3 protein-coding genes are annotated in these 15,960 nt (G+C 46.4%); all 3 read left to right on the forward strand.

Features of this window, described 5'->3' with window-relative positions; all coding sequences use genetic code 11:
* The first annotated feature begins 256 nt into the window (after positions 1 to 256).
* Genes ACSV5M_RS00375 through ACSV5M_RS00385 form a run of 3 tightly spaced genes read left to right on the forward strand, consistent with a single transcriptional unit; the run spans position 257 to position 15,871 of the window.
* Positions 257 to 11,479 (forward strand): amino acid adenylation domain-containing protein, encoded by an 11,223-nt coding sequence (locus ACSV5M_RS00375; RefSeq protein WP_439173368.1) that lies wholly within the window; start codon positions 257 to 259, stop codon positions 11,477 to 11,479.
* Positions 11,480 to 11,521: 42 nt separating this feature from the next.
* Positions 11,522 to 14,692, forward strand: coding sequence for an outer membrane lipoprotein-sorting protein (locus tag ACSV5M_RS00380; RefSeq protein WP_439173369.1), 3,171 nt, complete (start codon positions 11,522 to 11,524; stop codon positions 14,690 to 14,692).
* A 12-nt stretch (positions 14,693 to 14,704) separates the two neighbouring features.
* Complete coding sequence (locus ACSV5M_RS00385) at positions 14,705 to 15,871, forward strand: hypothetical protein (RefSeq protein ID WP_439173371.1); 1,167 nt, start codon at positions 14,705 to 14,707, stop codon at positions 15,869 to 15,871.
* Positions 15,872 to 15,960 lie beyond the last annotated feature (89 nt).

Raw genomic sequence — 15,960 nt, forward strand, 5'->3', positions numbered from 1 at the left:
ATAAAAATGAGCTTGAACGCTCTTGACAGTTGAAGGGAAAGCTTCTGATGTAAAAATGCAATTTAGTATTGCAATTTTGTAGGTTTTACATCGGGATATCAAGGGGTACCATCAGCGTCGCTTCGAACATAGAAAAAATTTCACACATGCATGTCTTACCGACCACCACTTTAATGATATTAGCCTGTTGAACCAATCAAAGATCTTCACGTTATGAAGATTAGATCTATCGGACTTTATTAAGGAATGGATATACATGTCTGGTTGCTTTAGTTGTGCGCTTATCGGTGACGGTAGCCTATTAATCCAATGTGCCCAGCAATTACTCCACAATGGACACCACATTAATGTCATTATTACCCTTGATACTTCTACCAAAGCATGGGCGGATTCGAATGGCATTCCGACAATAGAAGCCAGGAAAACAATTTATAGCCCCTATCTTTCTTCAATAGAATTTGACTACTTGTTCAGCATAGTACATCTGGAAGTTATCCCTGGAGATGTACTGGCCATGGCAAAAAAACTCTCAATAAATTACCACGATGCACTGCTACCGGCTTATGCAGGTATTCATGCTACATCCTGGGCATTAATCAATCAGGAAAGCATTCACGGGATTACCTGGCATGAAATGCTGCCAACTGTTGATGAAGGCCGCATTTTGGTGCAACGACAATTCGATGCTGAATTATGTGACACCGCTTTCTCTCTAAATCTAAAATGTTACGAAGCTGCTATTGAAAGTTTTGGTGAGCTTATTCACAACCTGGCCGCGCAGAATATTAAATTTGTAACACAAGACCTAAGCAAAAGAACATATTTCTCTAAATACCAACGACCGGAAAATATGGGCCTCATTGCGTGGAAAAGCCATGCAAAATCCGTTCAGGCGTTTATCAATGGATTACATTTCGGTAACTATGACAACCCACTCGCCACACCAAAATTTTACTGCGGTGGAAAATTCTTTTGCGTAGACGCTGTCATTATTGCACCGGAAAAGACAGCATCCGATCCCGGCATCATGCATGTTACCCGGCAAGGAGAACTACGTGTAACTACCGAGACCCAGGATATTATTTTACTTGGACTAAAGCAGCTGAACGGAAATTCAATTACCCCACAAACATTCATTCAATCTCATGCTTCTCATCCTATAGAAGACTATAAAGTCTCTCGCTTACAGCAAAGCAATTATTTACAAAGCGCTCGAGGAGAAAGCTACTGGGTGAATATATTCAAAGCTTTCGATATCGATAACGATCTCAATTCTATCTCCATGGAGAAAGCATCCCATCATCGCGAGTGGGACGCACCCGCTTCGTTATTAGCCATCCTGGATAACCATGACATTACTGTTCTTATCTGCGGATTTCTAAGCCGGTCGCGCAAAGCAGAAACCTACATAGTCGGTGTGGAAAGCCCTCACGCAGACGATAAAAATTTTTATTTAAGGCATCTTCCGTTAGTGTGGAGTCTGGCTGACGACACAGATTTCGACGCACTCAGAACTCAACTTCTGACCCAACTTCATAAGCTCAGTCAGAATCCGTTTTGCCCTATTGATATATTTGCTCGTTACCCTTCCCTCGATTCGGCGCGTATGGACGAGCAGCGTTATAAATTTGAAGTATCTGTAGTTATCTGCCATACCGATGCGGAATTTCTAGCATATGACCCCATCGTTGCGAGTCACGGAATCACGCTACTCCTGGATAAAAGTTCTCATAAATGGCACTTATTCGCCGGAGGCGAAGCTGAACATGCGTTAATGTCCAGTTTCGAAAAGAAACTCAACCGGTTTATTTCACTAATAAGCACCAATGCGCATAACTTACCAGTATCTCGTATCAACCTTTTACTGGACGAGGAGATAAAGCTACTGGATGACGTCAACCGGCAAAATAAGGATTACCCTTCTTTAAGCACCGTTGAACTTTTCTATCAACAAGCCCAGGCTAACCCGCAAAAAATTTCTGTTGTCTGCGAAGGTGAAACATTCACTTATCACCAACTACAGCAACGTGTAGACCAAATCGCCGCACAGTTATTGACGCATAAAGTCATGCCTGGTGACCGGGTCGGTGTTTTGTTGACGCGTTCTTTCGATATGATTGCAGCACTTCTGGGTACTATGCGTGCCGGTGCTATTTACATTCCGTTAGACCCTATCTATCCGGATGAACGCCTGCAACATATGATTGATGACAGCGGGCTAAAGATATTATTGACCCAGTCCAGCATCCAGAATGGGCTCGACCGCGAATACTTCTCTTCTCTTAATATCGATCAAATCAACACGTCGACGGCGGAGACGACCAACACATTAGCGTTCCCGGGCATCGAGGATAGCGCTTATATCATTTATACATCCGGCTCTACTGGTAAACCCAAAGGAGTAGAGGTAACTCATAGGGGACTAACCAATTTTTTGGTATCAATGGCGGAGGCGCCCGGCTTTACAGCGAATGATCATTTATTATCAGTAACTACCGTTTGTTTTGATATCGCTGGACTGGAGTTATATCTGCCGCTAATTAAAGGCGGTACCGTTGAAATTTGTTCTGCTCAGGATGCCAAAGACGGCTTTGCTCTCCTGGAAAAATTACAGGCGGGAAATATAACTTTACTGCAAGCAACTCCCACGACGTGGGAAATGCTGCTAGCCGCAGGCTGGGACGAGAAACTGTCCCTCAAAGCCTTATGTGGAGGAGAGCCTTTAAGGAAAGAACTGGCCAACCAATTGATACCTCGCTGCGGTGAATTGTGGAACATGTATGGTCCTACTGAAACGACCATCTGGTCATCAATTCAGAAAATAACCGACGCCACCCGAATCACCGTTGGGCAGCCTATTGCCAACACCACATTCTATGTTCTGGATGATTATCTCAATCCAGTTTCCATCGAGGAGAAAGGTGAGCTGTATATCGGCGGTGATGGGCTGGCTCGAGGTTATTGGCAGCGCGAAGCATTAACAGCGGAAAAGTTTGTACCCGATCCTTTTTCCAGAGATCCTGAGAGCCGTTTATATCGTACAGGGGATGCAGCATGCTTGTTAAGTTCCGGTGAATTCTCATGCTTGGGACGAATCGATAATCAAATCAAACTCAATGGTTATCGTATAGAGCTTGGCGAAATTGAAACGGCCATTGAATCACTTGCCGATGTGGAAAAAGCGGTAGTGACCGTTCAATCAAGCGAACAAAGTGGTTCCCTCCATGCTTTTGTTTTATATACGAACCAGGCTGCTCACATTACAGAAACGCGATTCAAACAGCACCTCGCGTCATTCTTGCCGGAGTACATGATTCCCGGTCACTTTCATACCGTAACAGCATTTCCCTTGACACTGAACGGTAAAGTGGATCGCAAAGTATTGACGACGTATTTATCTAATACTGAAATTTCAAAAGACGCCCCGGCAGCAGAGGTGCCTGTAACGGGAAACCCCACAACCGCTGCCTTGAATGAGGCTGTTAGTCAGGCAGGAAGAGAGCGACTCCATAATTTACTGCGCAACGATTTGCAGGAAGTTATCAAGGAGCTATTGGCTATTCCGCAGGTGGACACCAATCAGGCTTTTGGCCAGTACGGTTTCAATTCACTCCGTTTTACTCAACTCAGCGCAAAGATTAAACAGAGATTCGATATAAAACTTAGCCCTGCTATTTATTACAGTCATGTAAATATAGACAAGCTATGCAGTTACCTCATCGAATCTCGGCACGTGGCAACCTTGTCCGATTTTTATCAAAGTCAATTACAAGAACTCGAACCGTTTATCAAGGGAGAGTCTGCTTCCAATCCCGTAAAAGAATCATTTTCACAGCGCATGCCCTCTTCCGGCAAAAAACAACCACTAGCCATCGTAGGCATGGCACTGCAGATGCCGGAAGCAAAAAATGCTGAGGTTTTCTGGAAGAATCTGGTTGACGGCCTGGACTGCATCACTGAGATCCCGAACTCCCGGTGGGATTGGCGCAACGTTGAGTTTGGCTCGGGCGAAAGCAATCCTTATAGAATGGGTGGCTTCATACCCAATATTCGCGGATTTGATGCAAGCTTCTTTAATATCTCGCCGCGCGAAGCCGAGTTAATGGACCCGCAACAACGGCTTTTCCTCCAGGCATCCTATCACGCGCTTGAGGATGCGGGACTGAGTCTCGAGGCTGTCAGCGGAACCAATATGGGCGTGTTTGTCGGCATTGTCACATCCGACTATTGGGATCTGGTACAAAAATATGGCGTTCAGCCGGATGGTTACACCATTTCAGGCAATATTAATTGTGTGATAGCCAATCGGGTGTCATATCAATTCAATTTGCGTGGCCCGAGTGCCGTCATTGATACCGCCTGCTCCAGCTCACTGGTCGCCATGCACCGTGCGATACGGGCAATCCAAAATGGAGACTGTGACTCAGCTATTGTAGGCGGCGTGAATGTGATTGCCAGCCCTTATATTCATCACTCGTTTAGTAAAAACGGGATGCTCAGCAAAGATGGCCATTGCATGTCGTTTGATGATCGCGCCAATGGTTATGTGCGCAGCGAAGGGGTAGCAGCAATGGTAATCAAACCGCTGCACCAGGCAGAGCAGGATGGTGACGCAATCTATGGCGTTATTCTGGGTTCCGCTGAAAATCATGGTGGCAGAACAAATTCACTCAGTGCGCCCAGCGGTGAAGCGCAATGTGAACTTATTGTTAAAGCGGTAGAGGATGCAGAAATTGATGTGCATTCGTTAAGTTATATAGAAGCGCACGGATCGGGAACACCGTTAGGCGATCCGATAGAAATTGACGGTATTCGGCGCGCCTTTGAACAACTGGGAAAACACAGCCAACTACAACCCCGTCCTTGCGGCATAGGTTCTGTTAAGTCAAATATCGGCCATCTGGAGGCCGTTGCTGGCCAGGCAGGGCTTGCCAAGGTTCTACTGGCATTCAAGCACCGGACGCTTCCCGGCATGCCGATGTTTATCAATCAAAACAAGCATATTGACATCAGCGGCAGCCCTTTCTATTTCACCGCCCAACGCAGCCCGTGGACTGCTGTCGACATGAATGGTCAACCGACACCACGGCGGGCGGGCGTCAGTTCGTTCGGCTTCGGCGGTGTTAACGCTCATGTAATTGTTGAAGAGTACACCGCTGAAAATATAGCAGCCACACCCGGTGCCACAACTAATGTTCTTTTATTATCTGCAAAATCAGCTACGCAGCTGCGTCAGCTGGCGGAAGCTTATTATCGTTTCTTAATGCAAAACGAACAGGCGCTGGATTGGCAAAGCTGTTGTTATACCAGCCAAGTGGGGCGTTCTTTTTTTGATGAGCGCCTGCTAATTGAAGCCAATACAATCCAGGATGCCTGTCATCAATTACTAGCCTTTATTCGCAATGAGTCCGCCAATCCTGGATACCTTGCCAGCAATGTAAAAACTGCCCAGGAAAATTATTTTGCTGTGTTCAAAGATGTCGATGCGGAAGAGCTGACACAACCTTTATTACAAAAGCGTACTTTTTCCAGTTTGGGCAGGTTATGGCTCGCGGGTGTTGCTATCAACTGGTTCAAAGCCTATGCTGATGAGCCCACAACCCCAAAGACTCGACTACCGCTCTACCCGTTCGACGAAGTCGATTACTGGTTACCTAACGCCCCCGCCGTCAGCAAACGGTTAACAGCGTCACCATTCCATCACCCCTTGTTGGATTCGATGCCTACAACAGGTGTTTTTGTCAAACATCTTGCTATTGATAATCCATTAATTGGCGATCACCTGGTTAACAATGCCGTTATCTTTCCTGCCGTCGGCTATCTGGAGTTCGCCCGGGTCGCCGGTGATAACCTGGCTCAGATAGAACAGCAAGGCAAGGTTATCTCGTTAAAAGGCAATGTATGGTTCCAGGCCCTGTCTGTTGGTCAGCAACATAAAACACTCGAAATTAGCTTTGAAGGCGCATGGCCTAATAAAGAATATGTTATTCGTTCGCGCGACCATCAGCAGCAGCAAATCCACGCACGAGGCACGATTGAAGTTTCATCCAACACCATGCATAAACCCGCGCGTGAAGATATAAGCGCAATCAAGGCACGCTGCCAAAATGCGATGGATCGCAACGATATCTATGATTTATTCAGCCAACTGACATTCAATTATAAAGACGGCTATAAGCCGATACAGAATGTAGTCTTTAATTCGCGTGAATCTCTAGCGGAAGTCCGTCTTCCGGAGAAATTTAATCCAGAATATGGCCAGTTCATTCTTCACCCCAGTCTGCTGGAGGGCGGGATTCAGACAGTCATAGGCATACTGGCAAATCCGGAGCAGGATTCCAGCAATGCATACCTCCCCTTCTCGATGAAATCCCTGACAATCTATGGCGCCCTTACCAAGGTATGCCACGTTCACGCAGAGCTGACCAGTAATGCGCAAGCGGCCCAGCGAGGAATACGCAAATTTAATATCCGGATATTCGACTCTCATGGCGATTGTCTGGTTGACATCCGGGAGTATTGCCTGAAAACACTGACAAATAAGGCGCCACATCTTGAGCACGTCAGATCAGAAAACAAGCCGGTAAAACAAACCATAAATAATCAGGATTTTTACCAGTTACAGAAATTTTGGAAGCCATCCGCACCAGAGGTTAATGGGGCGTTGGATGGGCCGGTATTGGTGTTTTCTCCTACCGTGGATTTTGCACATCACACCACAACCCCCGAACATCTGATTACCGTTGTACCACGGGAAAAATATCAATATCTTGGAGATAATTACTACACCGTAAATCCAGACAACGAAGACAGCATTACTGCCTTGTTTGCACACCTGGAACAACAACAGCGGCTGCCGAAACACATCATCTTTGCCTGGAGTTATTCGTCAGATGGTGATGAGGCAAGCATAGATACGGTCACTGACTCTGTTATCAAGCCCTTTTATGCAGTATGTTCTCATGCATTAAAACGACTTCACCATACCCATTCGCGCCTCATTTTCGCTTACCGCAGCAAAAGTCCCATGGCTCCGGTTTTTGCCGGCATAAACGGCCTGGTAAGATCCTTACATCAGGAAACCACCAAAATCAAAGCTACCGTCATTGCTCTGGAAGATGATTTAAATGCGGAAGCACAGCGTTTGTTAGACGATTTACGTTATGTACCTGATTCAATTGAAATCCGTTATGCCAATACTATACGCATGCAGGCAGATTACCGCATTGAATCCGTCAATCTATCCTCCCCCGCGAGCAAGGTATTAAATAAAGATGATGTCTATCTGATAACAGGCGGCACGGGTGGCATCGGGCGAAAACTGGTAAGACATCTCCACACACAATACAACGCGAAGCTTGCGATTATTGGTCGTCAGCCGTTAAATGAAACACTGTGTAACGAATGGGCAGATATTCCTTATGAATATCACCTTTGTAACATTTCCGATCTCAACGCATTGAATGAATGTGTTGCCCGGATTGAGAAAAGCCAGGGCAAGATTACCGGTGTTTTCCATTGTGCTGGTACTGTTGCGGATAAGTTAATTTCAAAAAAATCAACACGGGATATTGACCCTGTGGTTGATCCAAAAGTTAAGGGAATCTATGCACTGGATGAAGCTACACGGCGCTGTTCGCTAACATTCTTTTATGGGTTCTCGTCGATTTCCGCCACCATGGGCAACATGGGACAAACGGATTATGGCTATGCCAATGCCGTCATAGAAGAATTTTGTGAATGGCGAAACAACTTGGCAAGCAAGGGACAACGTAGCGGAAAAACCCTTAGCTTGAGCTGGCCGCTGTGGTTGGATGGTGGTATGACTGCCAATGAATCCGCCATCAGATTTTTTAAGGAATCTACAGGCGTTGAACCAATCTCATCCGAAGATGGCTTTCGGTTACTGGATTTCAGTCTCGCCAACCTGAGTGGTTCCCATGTGATCGTGCGCGGAAATCCCTCGCTTTTATTAACCGCCGTCCGTAAACGCAGTGGGCTAGCCACCTCTGACGACAAAGTCTATGGATCGATATCGGAAACAACGCCAGAGATAAAGCCTTCCACTCAGCGTGATCAACCGGCGCAGATAGAGGCTGTATTGCTGAAACTGGCTGCCTCCATACTTAAACTCAAGCCGGAAAGTATCCATGGTGATTCCGTCCTTCCTGAATTGGGTTTTGATTCAATTGCAAATACCGAACTGGCAACGAGCATTAATAACACCTTTGGTACAGATCTGACACCTGTTATCTTCTTCGAGCACAATACTTTACGTGAAGTGGCCAGGCATATCGCGAGTGAACATAGGGATACCATCATTGAGTATTTCTCTCAAGTCACATCCGACGATGAAGTATCAGCGGTAGATGCGCATTCTGTTATTGATCACGCTGGCTCACAACAGATGCGCAATGTCCTCTTAGCGAATCTGAAAGGCCTCGCTTCATCCATAACTAAAGTTCCTGCGGATAGGATCTCGGACACAACGCATTTAACAAACTACGGTTTTGATTCCATATCAAACACGGAATTTGTTTCGGAGATCAACACCAGTTACAAAACTGACATGACACCCGTGGTACTTTTTGAGTATCACACACTTTCAGAACTTGCAGATTATTTATTAGCGGAATATCCGAATGATATTCAGGCAGCACTCGGTAATCTTGGTTCATCAGGCGATGCTCGAACAGAGGTGGCGGAAGTAACCGAAGCCCTTTGCATACCGACAATCCTTCCGCCACACACCGGCACTGCAAAGACAGAACACTCTCACAGTCACTATTCAGACGATGACATTGCGATTATTGGCATGCAGGCACTGATGCCCGACAGCGAGAACCTGGAGGAATTCTGGTTAAAGCTTTGGGACGGGCAAGACTTTGTTCGCGAGGTACCGAACGAGCGCTGGTCGTGGCGCGATGTATTAGGCAAGGCGTCCGAAGACAGCAGGAAAACTCAATCACGTTGGGGTTCCTTCATTAAAGATGTCGATAAATTCGACGCGGAGTTTTTTGGTATTGATGCTAACGAAGCTGCACTATTGGACCCACAACAACGCTTGTTCATTCAACTGGTTTGGCATGCTATTGAAGATGCCGGATATAAAGTATCCGATTTTTCCGGTACCAGAACAGGACTTTACGTTGGTTTATCGAATCGTGACTATGCAGATTATTTGCAGAGTAACGCTGTCGATATCTCTCCGACGATGAGCTTCGGCAATAACCATGCTTTCCTCGTCAATCGAATCTCCTATTTGTTCGACTTCTGTGGTCCGAGCGAACCAATAGATACCTTATGTTCCAGTTCTCTTGTTGCCATTCATCGAGCCGTTCAAGATATAAAAGCTGGTATTTGCCCACAAGCGATTGTCGGCGGCATCAGTATTATGATGAGCCCGCGCCTGAGCTCGGTGTTTGAACAAGCGCAGATGTTAAGTGCAGATGGCCGCTGTAAATCATTTGACGAAAGCGCAGACGGTTTCGTGCGGGGAGAGGGTGGTGCAGCTATCGTGCTGAAACCGCTCGGCCGCGCCAAAGCCGATCGGGACAATATTATTGCTGTTATTAAAGGAAGCCACACCAATCATGGTGGACATGCGAACACTCTGACTGCGCCGAATTTGAAAGCCCAGTATCAATTAATTAAAGAAGCCTATTCGCGTTGTGGTGTACATCCGGCTACGGTCTCTTACATCGAGGCACACGGCACCGGAACAAAGCTGGGTGATCCAATTGAAATCAGTGCACTGGAGAAAGCTTTTAATGAATTTAATGAACAAGCGTCCGGCGTTTCTGATACGGCTTGCGGCATAGGTACGATCAAAACCAATATCGGCCACCTGGAGGCGGCGTCCGGCATAGCCAGCGTCATCAAAGTCTTGCTTAGCCTGAGATTCAAAAAGCTGCCTGGGTTAATCCATCTGAACAATGCTAATCCCTATATTGATCTGAAAAAGTCACCTTTTTATCTGCTAAGTGAGCGTCGCGACTGGCAGGCACTGACCGACACATCTGGCAACGCTCTACCGCGCCGCGCCGCTATTAACGCCTTTGGTGCTGGCGGCGTAAATGCACACCTTATCCTTGAGGAATACCCTGAAGGTCGCGGACACGCTGACACGACTGGGAACATGACTCAATCTGAGCTGATTTTGTTATCAGCAAAATCTGCTTTGAATCTGCGCGCCTACGCGAAATCAGTAAGCCGAGCACTCACAAAAACCGCTGTTAACCTTTCGGATATAGCCTATACCCTGCAGGTTGGACGAGATACGTTTGACCATCGCCTGGCGATTATCTGTGATGACAAGGACGCCTTGATAAAAGTGCTGGCGACATTTGCTGATCAAGGTGAATGTCCAGGTGGGCTCTATCATGTGGTCGCACAATCCGATGTAGACGTTTCTGCCGTCGATATTGAGCGGGCCCTTGAGCAATATGATCTGACATACTTGCGCGATATCTGGTTGCGCGGTGCCGCTATTGATTGGCGCCGGCTCTACGATGACGAAAAACCACATCGCATCAGCCTCCCGGGCTATCCCTTTAGCCGCACGCGCCACTGGATAGAATCTCGTCAGTCGCCGCTGGTCAATCAAACGAAGATCTTTAATTCCCTTGATAAACCCATCCCTGATGAACCGCCCGTGTGGCATGAAGATTTTCAGCAGGGCGAGCCCTACTTGAGAGAACATAAAGTTTTTGACGATGAAGTGCTATTGGGTGTTACTTATCCCAGCATGGCATTGGAAGCCGCGCGCATCCACCCCGAGTTCAAGAATGCCAACTGTGTACAACGCATCGTTTTCTATTCACCACTCTCTTTGATGTCGGACGAATATGCCCGCGTGTCCATTCACTTTCAAGAAAGTCGCAACAACAGCATTGCGTTTGAAAGCCACCACCGGATATGTGACCGCACGGTAATCGAAAAATCATCCAGCGGTACTGTTACCACTGTTGATCGAAACCCATCGACACTTGATCTCGAATCCCTCTTGCGAGATCTGACTACAGCTTATGAAAAACAGGATATCTATCATTTGCTGCGTACCCAGGGGGTCGACTATCAGGGCTCTTTAACGACGGTAGAGAGGATATTGGTTGGGGAAACTCAGGCACTATCCATGATCAGCATCAGTGATGAACTGCACGAAAACTTTGCTCATTACGCTCTCCATCCCGCTTGGTTGGATGCTGCAATTGTGAGTGCAAAATTCGCATTCCTGCATGGGACGGACGCAGTTTACATCCCCTTCAGCGTTAACGACGTTGTGCTTCACCGACCACCAGCCAGTCGTTCTTATTGCCTGATCACACGCATACTTCTTAATGAGCAAATATTGAAATGCGATGCGGTTATCTGCGATGAACGGGGAAATGTCTACCTGGAAGCCTTCGGCATCGTGTGTAAAAGGATCTTAAGCAATAACACCTGGAAGAGAACCAAGCAACATCTGGAACGTGCTTGATTATGCACATTTATAAAACTATCACAGAAACAGAGGTGTGACATGTCCAAATATTTTGACGTAGTTGACCGATTTGCAATCGGTCTGGCTAAGTCAGTCATCCGGTACCGCTTCATAGTAGTCATTGTTTGCGTAGCAGCGGCACTGGCCATCGGAACAGGTGGAAAGCTATTAAGCTTTTCCACAGACTATCGCGTATTTTTCTCCGGAGACAATCCGGAGTTAACCGCCTTCGAGAACTTCCAGAAGACTTACGTCAAGAACGACAACTTCTTCTTCGTGCTGGAGCCAAAAAATGGAAATGTATTTACCAATGAGAACCTGAAAGCAGTAGAAATACTGACAGAAAAAGCCTGGCTTATTCCCTTTACCAACCGCGTGGACTCCATTAGTAACTTTCAGAACTCCTATGCGGACGATGACGACCTGACAGTAGAAGATCTTTATACCAATGCAGAAAATCTCTCTGCACAAGAGATCAATCGCGTTAAAGGCACATCAATTAACGAACCGCTGTTGTTAGACCAGCTGATTAAAGCCGACGGCTCAGCAACGGCAATCAATGTAGTCATGCAGTTTCCCGGTCAAAGCCTGTATGAAGTGCCAACGGCAGCAGCGAAAGCACGCGAATATAAAGCGCTGATTGAACAGGAATTTCCTGATATCAAAGTCTCCCTCACCGGCTTCTCTATGTTGAACAACGCCTTTGCTGAAGCCGGGTATATGGATTCAATCCAGTTGGTCCCTCTGATGTATGGTGTTTTGGTGCTACTGACGCTGCTGGCTTTGCGTTCAATCGTAGGCACATTGATGACAATTGTTGTTGTGTATCTATCGATCGGCGTCGGTATGGGGTTGGGTGGTTTCACTGGTGTGCTTCTTACGCCTATCTCCAATTCCGCCCCTATTATTATCCTTACCTTGGCTATTGCGGATTCCATTCACATATTGCTGTCTTTCAAAAAGGCGATCCGCCAGGGTATGTCACGCCATGAAGCAGTTGTGGAATCCCTGCGCATCAACCTGATGCCGGTCACTGTCACCTCATTAACGACTATTGTCGGCTTTCTGGCCTTGAACTTCTCTGACGCACCACCCTATTGGCACCTGGGCAATATGGCGTCTGCGGGTATTGCGGCCGGTTGGTTATTGTCTATCACCTTGTTGCCAGCACTAATGGCTATTGTGCCCATGCGTATCAAGCAAACCGGAAGTGACAGCTTTGGCGAGAAGTGGATGGATAAGCTCGCGGGCTTTGTGAACGCCAATACCAAAATGCTTGCGAGCTCGTGCATTATTTTGAGTCTTGTCCTGGTCGCCTTTATACCAAGCATTGAGTTTGATGACCAATGGAGCGATTACTTTTCAAAGAAAATTGAATTCCGTAACGATACCGATCAAGCAACGACCAAGTTCGGTATGTATCCCATTGAATACTCAGTTCCCGCCGCCGGGCCTGGTGATATCAGCAGCAATGAGTACCTGACAAAGCTGGAAGCATTTACCGATTTCCTGCGTCAGCAGCCGAATGTTGTTCACGTTTTTTCAATTACCGATATCGTCAAGCGTTTGAACAAGAATGTTCATGGCGATAACCAATCATTTTACGAGATACCTGGCGATGACACCGAAGCGGCCCAGTACCTGCTGCTGTATGAATTGTCGCTTCCCTATGGACTGGATTTGAATGATCGAATCAATATCGACAAATCTGCCACACGCGTGACAGTCACTTTAGGAAAAACCTCTACAACACAGACCAAAGCATTTATAGACAATACACAAGCATGGATTGACGCTAACTTCCCGGCTTATATGCAAGAGACCAAGCCAACCAGTGCCCAGGTTATGTTTACTTATATTGCAGACCGCAATGTGCAGAGCATGATTGCCGGAACAATTATGGCAATCCTGGCAATCGCATTAATTCTTATCATCACCCTACGCAGCTTCAAGTTAGGTTTATTGAGTCTGGTTCCTAATGGTTTACCCATACTTGCGGCCTTCGGTATCTGGTCATTATTAGTCGGAACTGTGGGTTTCTCCGTTGCAGCCGTTGCGGCAATTTCCCTGGGTATCGTCGTAGATGACACCGTCCACTTCCTGGCCAAGTACGATCTGGCTCGCCGGGAAAAAATGTTAGATGCCAGGTCAGCCGTAGCCTATGCATTTCACAATGTCGGTCCAGCCATCGTCATCAATACCCTGATTCTGGTGGCGGGCTTTATTGTCATGGCCGGATCAACATTCAAAATCAATGCTGATCTGGGGCTGTTGACCACCATTACCATTCTGCTGGCTTTATTGCTCGATTTTCTTTTATTGCCGGCACTACTCGTCCTTTTGAATGATAGAAAACACGTTGAGACATCAGAGGTGAACATGATTAAAAATCAAAGTATGGCAACAGAAGGCACGCTAGGTGCAATCGTAATCGCTGTTAGTGCACTATTGCTGACAACATCGGACAATGTAGTTGCAAAAACAACCGACAATGACACCAAGGGCTACGAAATTTCCGCACGCTCTGATCGCACAGACAGAGGATTTACCAGCAGCGAAGTTGAATTGAAGATGGTGTTAAAGAATGCGTCTGGTGAAGAAGCTTCACGTAACCTACATATAAAAACGCTGGAAGTTGCAAACGAAGACCTCGGGGATAAAAGCATCGTTATCTTCAATGAACCTAAGGACATTTCCGGTACCGCGCTGTTGTCTCATGCACGGATATTGGAAGCTGATGATCAATGGCTTTACCTTCCTTCACTAAAACGGATCAAACGAATTTCTTCGAAGAATAAATCTGGTCCATTTGTCGGGTCAGAGTTTGCTTTTGAAGACTTTACCTCCCTGGAACTCAATAAGTATTCCCACGAATGGCTACGCGAAGAAGCCTGTGAAGACATGACTTGTGATCTTGTAAAAAGATTGCCGCAGTATGAGTTCTCCGGGTATTCACATCTATTAGTGTGGATTGATCAAAAGGCATATCAGGTCCGCAAGGTAGAGTTTTATGATCGAAAGGGTGACCTGCTAAAGACTTTGACTTTAAGTGATTATCAGCTATCCAGCGGTTATTGGAGAGCGCATACATTGGACATGGTTAATCACCAAACCAATAAAAGTACCACGCTTCTGTATGGCGACTATGTCTTCAATACCGGATTAACAGAGCAGGATTTCGATAAAGGTCGACTAAAGCGTATCCAATAGTGCATTTAACCTATGAAGAAAATTACTCTGGCCACAACATTAACGTTGTGGCCAATATATGGATTCGCTGCCGTGGAGTTTTCCGGCAGCTTGGGATTGCAGCAAAACTATTTTTTGGAAAACCCAAAATTTTCTGGCCAAAAACACAATGACTCAACGGAGATCGTTACTGAACCCGAAGCGACATGGCGAGGTAATAAACACAGCTTTTCATTCAAAGCATTCGGCCGAGCAGGCAGTGAAGACGATGAGCGGAATCACCTTGACGTTCGGGAACTTCATTGGTCATACGATAACGCATTTGTCGACCTCAACGCGGGAGTAAATATTGTTTATTGGGGTGTAACGGAATCCTGGCACTTGGTCAATATCATCAATCAGGTGGATTTGGTTGAGAGCATTTATCAAGACGAGAAGCTCGGCCAGCCTATGGTAAACGCCACATTTATCCGCGACTGGGGAAATTTGTCATTTTATTGGCTTCCGGTATTTCGTGAACGTGTGTACCCCGCTGTCGAAGGCAGGTATAGAACATCACCACCGGTTGATAATAATAACGCCCGCTATCTGCGTACGGACAAGAGCGCGAACCAGGATTATGCCATTCGCTACAGCCATTACATTGGCAATATTGATTTGGGCATTCATTGGTTTGAAGGAATTGGTCGGGAGCCTGTTCTCGGCATTAATGATGTCGGGAATTATCTGATACCCACTTACGCCAAGATCCGGCAGGTCGGTATTGATTTGCAACTTACAACAGATGCTTGGTTGTGGAAGCTCGAAGCTATTGCAAATCACAATCTCTACGAGGATTACACAGCCGCCGTTGGTGGTTTTGAGTATACGTTCTTTCAGGCATTTGATACCGATGCAGATATAGGATGGTTACTGGAATACATCCATGACGAGCGCGGTGAGAGCGGTAGTGTGTTTAGCCGAGATGTATTTTTGGGTACACGGATTTCGCTGAACGATTTGCAAGATGCCACGATGTTGCTCGGTGCAATCGTTGATAAGGAAACCCGGGAAACTGTTGTGAAAATGGAAATCTCTCGAAGGATAGGCAAACAATTTACGCTGGAGGTAGAGGGCTCTTTATTTTCCAGGGCTCGTCATGCACTCCAGGCTTACGAGCAAGACAGTATGCTCAGCCTTAGGTTTGATTGGCACTTTTAAACCGTAGGTGAAATCACCGACAGCAAATATGCCAGCATTTGTTATACAGACTGGACTCATTAACTGGAATTAATCCATAACTTTCTATA

Origin of the sequence: Cellvibrio sp. ARAG 10.3 (assembly GCF_051846955.1) — a bacterium.
Taxonomy (GTDB): Bacteria; Pseudomonadota; Gammaproteobacteria; order Pseudomonadales; family Cellvibrionaceae; genus Cellvibrio.

Excerpts from the sequence above, each read along its gene's own strand:
- ACSV5M_RS00385 (WP_439173371.1), top strand. The coding sequence starts at position 14,705 with ATGAAGAAAATTACTCTGGCCACAACATTAACGTTGTGGCCAATATAT.
- ACSV5M_RS00375 (WP_439173368.1), top strand. The coding sequence starts at position 257 with ATGTCTGGTTGCTTTAGTTGTGCGCTTATCGGTGACGGTAGCCTATTA.
- ACSV5M_RS00380 (WP_439173369.1), top strand. The coding sequence starts at position 11,522 with ATGTCCAAATATTTTGACGTAGTTGACCGATTTGCAATCGGTCTGGCT.